The organism is Streptomyces sp. NPDC007084 (genome assembly GCF_040703595.1).
In the GTDB taxonomy this organism is placed as follows: domain Bacteria; phylum Actinomycetota; class Actinomycetes; order Streptomycetales; family Streptomycetaceae; genus Streptomyces.
In genome coordinates this window covers 1-7,962 of record NZ_JBEYFY010000110.1, presented here as the reverse complement: position 1 = coordinate 7,962, position 7,962 = coordinate 1, and the positions used below count along the sequence as shown (strand labels likewise).

Here is a 7,962-nt window from a genome sequence, read left to right as displayed (position 1 = left end):
GGCCGGAGGGCGCCGCGGCGGCGGCCCGGGCGCTGCTCGCCACCGGCGACGCGGCCGGGGCGCTCGCCCTGCTCGACGCGCTGCCCGCCGAGCGGGAGGAGGTGCCCGGCACGACGGTGCGCGTGCTGCTGGCCCGGGCGCAGGCGGTGGACGCGCTGGGCGACGATCCCACCGCCCAGCGGCTGGTAGCGCGTGCCCTGCGCGGGGCCCGGCCCGAGCACCTCAGACGGCCGTTCGTGGAGGCCGGCCCCTGGCTGCCGGCCCTGGTGCGCCGCCGTCCCGCTCTGGCGCAGGGGCACGAGTGGCTTCCGGTGGTGGCCGCGGCGGGCGGGCCGGGGCCGGCCGCGCGGGAGGCGCCCGCGCCGGTGGTCGAGGCGCTCAGCGAGCGTGAGCGGGAGGTGCTGGAGCGGCTGGCGCTGATGATGTCCCGTGACGAGATCGCCGCCGACCTGCATCTGTCGGTCAACACGGTCAAGACCCACCTCAAGAGCGTCTACCGCAAGCTCGCCGCGACCCGCCGGAGCGAGGCGGTACGCCGCGCCCGCGACCTCCACCTCCTGTGAACTCCCGGACGTGCGGCGCCCGTTGAAGGGGCCGACCCCGTCTCAGCGCGTACGGCGGACGTAGTGCGCGCTGCCCGGCGTCGAGACCAGCACGTCCCGGCGCACGATGCTCAGCCGGTCCCCGTAGGCGGCCCGGGCCTTGCGCAGACCGCTGTCGGTGTACTCGATCACGACCACCCGGTCCCCGAACGCCTTCGCGTACTCCCCGCACTCGTCGTACTGGCCGCACTCCTCCGCCACCGCGAAGTCGAGCCCGGTCCGCTTCCTGGCCCCGGCCAGTTCGACGGTGTTCTTCTGGCCGATCGCCAGATGCCGGGCGTGGGCGTGCGCGGACAGCAGCGAGATGAAGGCCGTCGCGTCGTCCGCGGTCAGCAGCTTCCGGGAGCGCGTGTAGCTGTCGTAGTTGTCGGGTTCGATCGCGTCGAAGCCCTTGTCGGCGCAGGAGTCGATCCACCGGTTGACGCGCTCCGCGACCCGGCGGCGCTTGTCCGGCGTACTGATGTCCAGCAGCGCCTCGTCCCAGTCCTTGTCGACCACGACCTTGCCGTCCGCGTCCCGCAGCAGCAGGTCGGCGGGCCACCGGCCGCGCTCCTCGGGCTGCGCCTGGAAGGCGTTGACGTAGCAGATGTTGTACAGGCCGGGCGCGGGCGACGCGGAACGGTCACGGCTGACGACGCGGACGCCCGGGGCCGGGGGATAGGCGCCGCCGATCTGGTAGTCGAAGCCCGCGTGCAGCGGGGGGAGCCGGACGCCGGTCGGTTTTCCGTCGGGACGACGGGCCGGCGTGGGCGAGCCGGAGGACTCCTCGCCCGCGCCGGACGACTCCTCGGCCGCGCCGGCCGAGGGCTCGGCGGACGTCCGGGACGGGGCCGGCGCGCTCGCCGCACCGCGCGGGGTCTTCGGCCCGGCGCCGGTGTCCTTGCCGGAGCCGCAGCCGGTGAGCGCGAGGAGCCCGGCCAGAGCCGTGGCGGTACCCAGAACTCCGGCGCGGAGAACAGGTGTGACGGGGGGCATGTCAGCTCCACCAATCGCGAGCACGTCCCCGCCTCGGACGCTGTGCGCGATCCTGGCGACTTGGGCCGGATTTGAACCGAGTCCGCTACCGGCTGGGCGTACCTCTGCGTGCCGGGTCGCACCACGGCACGGCAGGATCAAAGCGCGAGGGCCCTTGATCCGTCAAGGCGAGCCCGCCCCGGCGGGGTCGGCATTCGGCCACCAACTCCCTGGTCGCGACGGGTGCCCGCCACCCGCCTGCCCCCCTGGCCATGGTCACCGTGGGGCCTCCGCGCGCCCGCGGCCCACCGGCGTACGCGTACTGCCCGAGCGACCGTCTACGACTCCGGCGGCTGCGGCGCCGCAGGAGGCTGTGGGGGCGCGGGCGGATGCGGGGGCTGCGGCGGGGGCGTGTGTCCCGGCGGGGGAGGGGGCGGCAGCGTCGTGACGTCCGGTGCCGGTTCCGGCCAGACGAGCAGCACCGGGCAGGGCGCGTGGTCGACCACGAACCGCCCGGCAGGCCCCAGACTGTGCGGACCGAGCCTGTCCCGGTCGCCGTCGCGCGCCACGACCAGCAGACCGGCGCCCTCGGCCGCGGCGACCACCTCGCGCTCGGGCCGCCCGGCCCGCTCCTCCCGCGTCGCCGGACCGCCCAGCCGCTCGGCCGCCGCGTCGAGGAGTTCCGCGCCCGAGGCCGTGCCGAGGCTGTCCAGCAGGTCGCCCGGGTCGGGCTCGGAGCGCCGGCGGCCGAGGAGTCCCGCGAAGGCGCCGTGCGCGAGGCCGGGCACTCCGGGGTCGGTGACGTGCAGCAGCACCACGTCGGTGGCGCCCGGCGCGTGTGTGCGGACGGCGTCCACGCACGCGTGCCACGTGCCCTCGACCAGCCAGACGACCACCCGCATGTCCATCAGCCTCCGATGACCTGGAGCGAGACCCACAGAGCCAGTACGGCGGGCACCAGCGCCGCGGGCACGGCGATCAGGCCCAGCCGGGTGAACTCCCTGAGGTCGACGCCGTGTTCGTGCTGATGGACGATACGCCGCCACAACAGCGTCGCCAGGGAGCCCGCGTACGTCAGATTGGGCCCGATGTTGACGCCGAGCAGCACGGCCAGCACCGCGCCCGAGCCCAGCGAGGCGGCCGGCGGCAGCAGCACCAGGACGGCCGGCAGGTTGTTGATCAGGTTGGCCAGGACGGCGGCGATCGCCGCGATGCCGAGCAGCGCGGCTGGCGAGGAGCCGCCCGGGAGGAGCCGCCCGAGCGCGTCGGCCGGCCCGTTGTCGACCACCGCGCGCACCACGACACCGAGCGCGAGGACGAAGGCGAGGAACGACGGCGCGGCGGCCCGCACCACGGCGAGCGGGCTGGTGCGGCGGCGGACGAGGGCGCGCGTCGCCAGCACGAGCGCCCCCGCCGTCGCGGACCAGGCGGGATCGATCCCGGCCGCCGAGGCGACGACGAACCCGGCGAGCGTGCAGCCCACGGTGACCAGCGCGAACAGCGGCACCTCCGGTGGCTCCCCGGCCGCCTCGACGAAGGCGCCCGCCGCGATGTCACGGGCGAAGAAGCGCCGGAACACCAGGTACTCGGCGCCGATCGCGGCCAGCCAGGGCAGCGCCATCAGCGCGGCGAACCGGGTGAAGCTCAGCCCGCTCGCGGTGAACGCCAGCAGGTTGGTGAGGTTGGAGACCGGCAGCAGCAGCGAGGCCGTGTTCGAGAGGTGGGTGCACGCGTAGACGTGCGGTTTGGGCCGGGCCCCCATGCGGGCGGCGGTCGCGAACACCACCGGGGTGAGCAGCACGATGGTGGCGTCCAGGCTGAGCACCGCCGTGATCGCGGAGGCGAGCACGAAGACCGCGGTCAGCAGCCGGCCCGGGCTCCCGGCCGCCCAGCGGGCCGTCCACGCCCCGCAGGCCCGGAAGAGCCCCTCGTCGTCGCAGTACTTGGCGAGCACCAGGACGGCCGCGAGGAAGCCGATCACCGGCCCCAGATGCCCCGTCTCGGCCCGCGCGTGGTCCCAGGAGACGGCCCCCGTCACCAGGGCCAGGCCCGCGGCGGGCACGGCCACCACCGCCTCGGGCCAGTCGAACGGCCGCACCACCGCGCAGACCAGCACGGCCACGAGCAGCACGGCGGACAGGGCCTCGGCGAACGGGCTCCCGAGAGCGGCGGCGAGCGGCGCGCCGAGATGGGCACCCGGGCCCGCGGCCAACGGGCCGGGGAGCGGGCCGGCGAGCGGGGAGCCGGACACGCCGGTCCCGCCGGCGAAGGGCGGGACGGCGCCGGGCACGAGCGGGCTGTTCAGGGTTCGGTCCTCCGGGCGGTGACGGCTGCGCGGCAGCCATCACATCAGACGGGACACCGCCACCCCGGGAGCACCCTCACTCCTCGCCGAGGAGGGACAACTCCGCCCAGATGGTCTTGCCCTCCGGCGTGTGCCGGCTGCCCCAGCGCTGCGTGAGCTGCGCGACCAGCAGCAGCCCGCGCCCGCCCTCGTCGAAGGTCCTCGCCCGGCGCAGGTGCGGCGCGGTGTGACTGGTGTCCGACACCTCGCAGATCAGCGTCGTCTCGTCGTGGATGAGCCGCAGCTTGATGGGCGGGTCGCCGTACCGGATCGCGTTGGTGACGAGTTCGCTCACCACCAGCTCGGTCGTGAACGTGGCCGCCGTCAGCCCCCACAGGTCCAGTTGATCGGTGACCTGCTTGCGGACCGACGCGACGAGCGACGGATCGGCGGGTACGTCCCAGGCGGCCACGGCGGACGAGGGCAGCCCGTGGGTACGGGCGAGCAGCAGCGCCACGTCGTCCGGCGCGCCCCCGGCCGGCAGCAGCGCCCGCAGGATCGCGTGGGCCGCCCCCTCCAGGGACCGCGCCGACTCGCGCAGCGCCCCGCACAGCAGCCGGTGGCTGGTGTCGACGTCCCGCTCGCGGCTCTCGATCAGCCCGTCGGTGTACAGCGCGAGCACCGTGCCCTCGGCCAGTTCCAGCTCGACGGACTCGAAGGGCAGCCCGCCGAGGCCGAGCGCCGGTCCCGCCGGTACGTCGATCTGCCGGGGCGGGCCGTCCGGCGGCAGTACGAAGGGCGGCGGATGTCCGGCGCGGGCGAACGTGCAGCGCCGCGACACCGGGTCGTAGACCGCGTACAGACAGGTGGCGCCGACCTCGCCGGTGGTGCCCTCGGCGCCCGCCTCGGTGGACAGCCGGACGACGAGGTCGTCGAGATGGGTGAGCAGTTCGTCCGGGGCGAGGTCGATGTCCGCGAGGGTGCGCACGGCCGTACGCAGCCGGCCCATGGTCGCCGAGGCCTGGATGCCCTGCCCGATGACGTCGCCGACGACCATGGCGACCCGCATCCCGGACAGCGGGATGACATCGAACCAGTCGCCGCCGATCCCGGCGCGCGCCGCGGGCAGATACCGCGAGGCCGCCTCCAGGGCGGCCGTGCGGGGCAGCGACTGGGGGAGCAGGCTGCGCTGCAGGGCGAGCGCGGTCTGCCGCTCGCGGGAGAAGCGCCGGGCGTTGTCGATACAGACGGCGGCCCGGGCCGTGACCTCCTCGGCGAGCAGGACGTCGTCGGCGGTGAAGGGGTCGGGATGGCGGAACCGGCTCAGGACGGCGACGCCGAGGGTCTTGCCCCGGGCCGCGATGGGCACCCACATGGTGGTGTGCAGCCCGAACTCGGCGATGAGCTTGTCGCGCCGCTCGTCCCAGGCGAGCCAGTCCTCCAGCGACCCGCCGGCGTTCGGCGCCACGAGCGGCCGGCCGGCGATCATCGAGTCGGCCTGCGGGGAGGCCGCCGGATAGACGTCGATCTCACCGACCGCGAGGATCGCCTCCGGACAGCCGGGGTTCACCGACCGGTGGGCGGTGCGGCGCAGGGTGATCGGGGCGGCGGTCGGCTCGGTGCGGTACTCGCCGCCGTTCTCGGGCGGGTCCAGCAGATCGACGCTCACGAAGTCGGCGAGGGCCGGCACACAGACGTCGGCCAGTTCCTGAGCCGTCCGGGTGACGTCCAGGGTGGTGCCGATCCGGACGCTCGCCTCGTTGACCAACTGGAGCCGCTCACGGGACCGGTACTGCTCGCTGACGTCGTGCAGGGCCACGCACACCCCGCGCACCCGGCCTTCGGTGTCGGTCAGCGGGGCGATCCGGGCGAGCCAGGCGTGTGCCCGCTCCTCCCCGCCGGCGCGGGCGTACGTCTCGACGTCGCGTCCCCGGCCGGAGGCGAGGACGGCGGCGATCTCCCGTTCGATGTCCTCGCTGGCCGGTCTGCCGCCGATCTCCGCGACGGTCAGTCCGAGGATGCGTTCCTCGGGCAGGCCGATCACCTGGGCCATCGCGTCGTTGATCCCGTAGAGCCGCAGCCGTTCGTCGTAGACGGCCATGGCGCAGGGCGACTGGGTGAGCACCGCGCGGACGAGGGGGTCGTCCGGGCCGCGCACCGGCGGGCCGCCCAGCGGGGAGACCAGCAGCCAGTCGTCGCTGTCCTCGATGTGGTGGGCGAGCACCCACACGTCGATCACCCGTCCGTCGCGGCGGCACAGCGGGAGGACGCCGTCCCGGCGGCGGGCGGCGGCTTCCGGCCGGGCGACCTCGAACCCGGCGGCCAGCAGGCCGGCGGCCGGGCGGCCCTCGACCTCCTCCGGCGCGTACCCCAGCAGCCGCCGGGCGCCTTCGCTCCAGCGGACCAGGATGCCGCTCCCGTCGATCACCGCCCGCGCGGTGGCGGCCTCGTGGAGCGGATGGACCGGGCTCATCTTCGCCACTTTCCCTTGCGCACACCCACAGTGAACAAGCGCGTCGTTCCGCTTCCAGCCTAGGGCCTGCGCGGCGCGGCCACCCCCGAACGGGAATGACGGCCACCCCTGAACGGCAATGACGGCCACCCCCGAACGTGGAGGGCGGGCACCACCGGCGGCGAACGGTCGGCACCGCCGGCGGCGGACGGCGGGGACGCCCGCACCCGGCTCTCCGCCCCGGCGGACCGGCGCGCGTCGGTCGGCCGGCTCTCCCCGGCCTTCGTCCGCCGGCAGCGGGGATGCCGGCCCCCCCCTGCCGGGACCAACCCGTACGCCCTCCCGGTGCCCGAACCGAGTCCGTCCCCGAACCGGAGGAAGCCCGCTCATATGCGCCGGTCCCGATATCGAACGCCGTTGAAATGCGGACGAGTTACCGGCGGTCCTTTTGACGTTCTTTCAATAAGGGGTGCCGGGGCCCGTGTGCCTTGTTGGTCACGAGCGTGTTGTGCGAGGGTGAACCCCCCGCGCCTGGTCAATCGCCCGGGACTGAATCGCTGTTCGTCATCCCCGGCTGTCGACGGGCTCGAAAGGCTCCTGTCCGACGGTCGCCGTACGGCCTTCGTCCTCCGGCCGTTTTCCCGGCGCTCCGTCGAAAAGGTCCACACCAATCAGGCGTCTTTTCCGACGGGCCGTGCTGTTTCCGCGTGCCGCCCCACGCACCCCGGAAGGAACCCGCTCCGTGCACACCCCCCGCCCACCGCTTCCCGCGTATCCGCCCAGTGGCGTTCCCGGCGAGTCCGACGAGGATCTCGCCGCGCTGCTCAGGGGCCGGCCGCCCGGCGAGGCCCCGCGGCCCGTCGCGCTGCTGACCGCCCGGCACTGGCAGCCGACGTACGACTACGCGGTGGTCTGCCTCGCCACGAAGGCCGACGTCGCCGCGATGGTGGCCGCGACCGCCTTCCACCAGGTGCTGGGCCGCGTCGGGGAAGGCGAGCCGGGTCTCGCGCTGCGGCCCCGGTTCCTGGTGACCGTACGGGACACCGTCCGGGACTGGGCCGGGGACGAGCGGATATCCGGCGTGCTTCCGGATCTGCGGAAACCCGCCGGAGGCCGCGGTATGCGCGCCGCGAAGACCCTGACGGCGGAAAACCGCAAGCTCGCCGAGCGGGCATTCCTCGCCCTTCCCGGACTCGCCCGGTGTCTGCTCTGGCACACCGAGGTGGAGGCCGAACCGCTATCCCTGCCGGCCGCCCTTTCCGGCATGGACACCGACACCTCCCTCGCCGCCCTGGAACAGGCCCGCGACCAATTCAGGGAAGGCCTGGTACGCGCCCACCGGGAACTCGCGCCGACCAGAGAATGCGGTTTCTACAACCGGCTCCTCGATGTGCAGATCCGTCGCGGCGGCACCTTGTTGCCGGATGTCGGCCGGCACCTGGGGGAGTGTGCCTACTGCCGGCACGCCGCCGAGCAACTCGGGCTGTTCGAGGAGGGGTTGGGCGTCCTTCTCGCGGAGGCGGTACTCGGCTGGGGCGCCCGGCGCTATCTCGACTCCCGGCCGGGACGCGCGGGGCAAGCGCCGCGCCCCCGCAGCGTCTCCCCGTTCGGCCCGTTCGGTACGCGGCGTCAGAGCGGCGCGGGCCGCCCCGCGAGGAGCGGCCGTCGCG

At 74.6% G+C, this 7,962-nt stretch carries 5 protein-coding genes and 1 pseudogene; 2 read left to right on the top strand and 4 right to left on the bottom strand.

Features of this window, described 5'->3' with window-relative positions; all coding sequences use genetic code 11:
* The coding region (locus AB0912_RS35630) for a helix-turn-helix transcriptional regulator (RefSeq protein WP_366707439.1) at positions 1-563 on the top strand (563 nt) is incomplete at its 5' end.
* Between the two features lie 42 nt (positions 564-605).
* Here AB0912_RS35630 and AB0912_RS35625 read toward each other — a convergent pair.
* The 4 genes from AB0912_RS35625 to AB0912_RS35610 form a co-directional block, all read right to left on the bottom strand.
* The gene (locus AB0912_RS35625; protein ID WP_366707437.1) at positions 606-1,577 is read right to left on the bottom strand and encodes an endo alpha-1,4 polygalactosaminidase; all 972 of its coding nucleotides are present in this window, start codon (positions 1,575-1,577) and stop codon (positions 606-608) included.
* Positions 1,578-1,894: 317 nt separating this feature from the next.
* Positions 1,895-2,458: a universal stress protein gene (locus AB0912_RS35620; RefSeq protein ID WP_366707444.1), complete on the bottom strand. Its 564-nt coding sequence runs from the start codon at positions 2,456-2,458 to the stop codon at positions 1,895-1,897.
* Between the two features lie 5 nt (positions 2,459-2,463).
* Entirely contained in the window at positions 2,464-3,768 is a 1,305-nt protein-coding gene (locus AB0912_RS35615; RefSeq protein WP_366707442.1) for an arsenic transporter, read from the bottom strand.
* Positions 3,769-3,937: 169 nt separating this feature from the next.
* Entirely contained in the window at positions 3,938-6,313 is a 2,376-nt protein-coding gene (locus tag AB0912_RS35610; RefSeq protein WP_366707435.1) for a SpoIIE family protein phosphatase, read from the bottom strand.
* Positions 6,314-7,034: 721 nt separating this feature from the next.
* Here AB0912_RS35610 and AB0912_RS35605 point away from each other — a divergent pair.
* Positions 7,035-7,962, top strand: a pseudogene (locus tag AB0912_RS35605) (hydrolase); the annotation flags it as partial.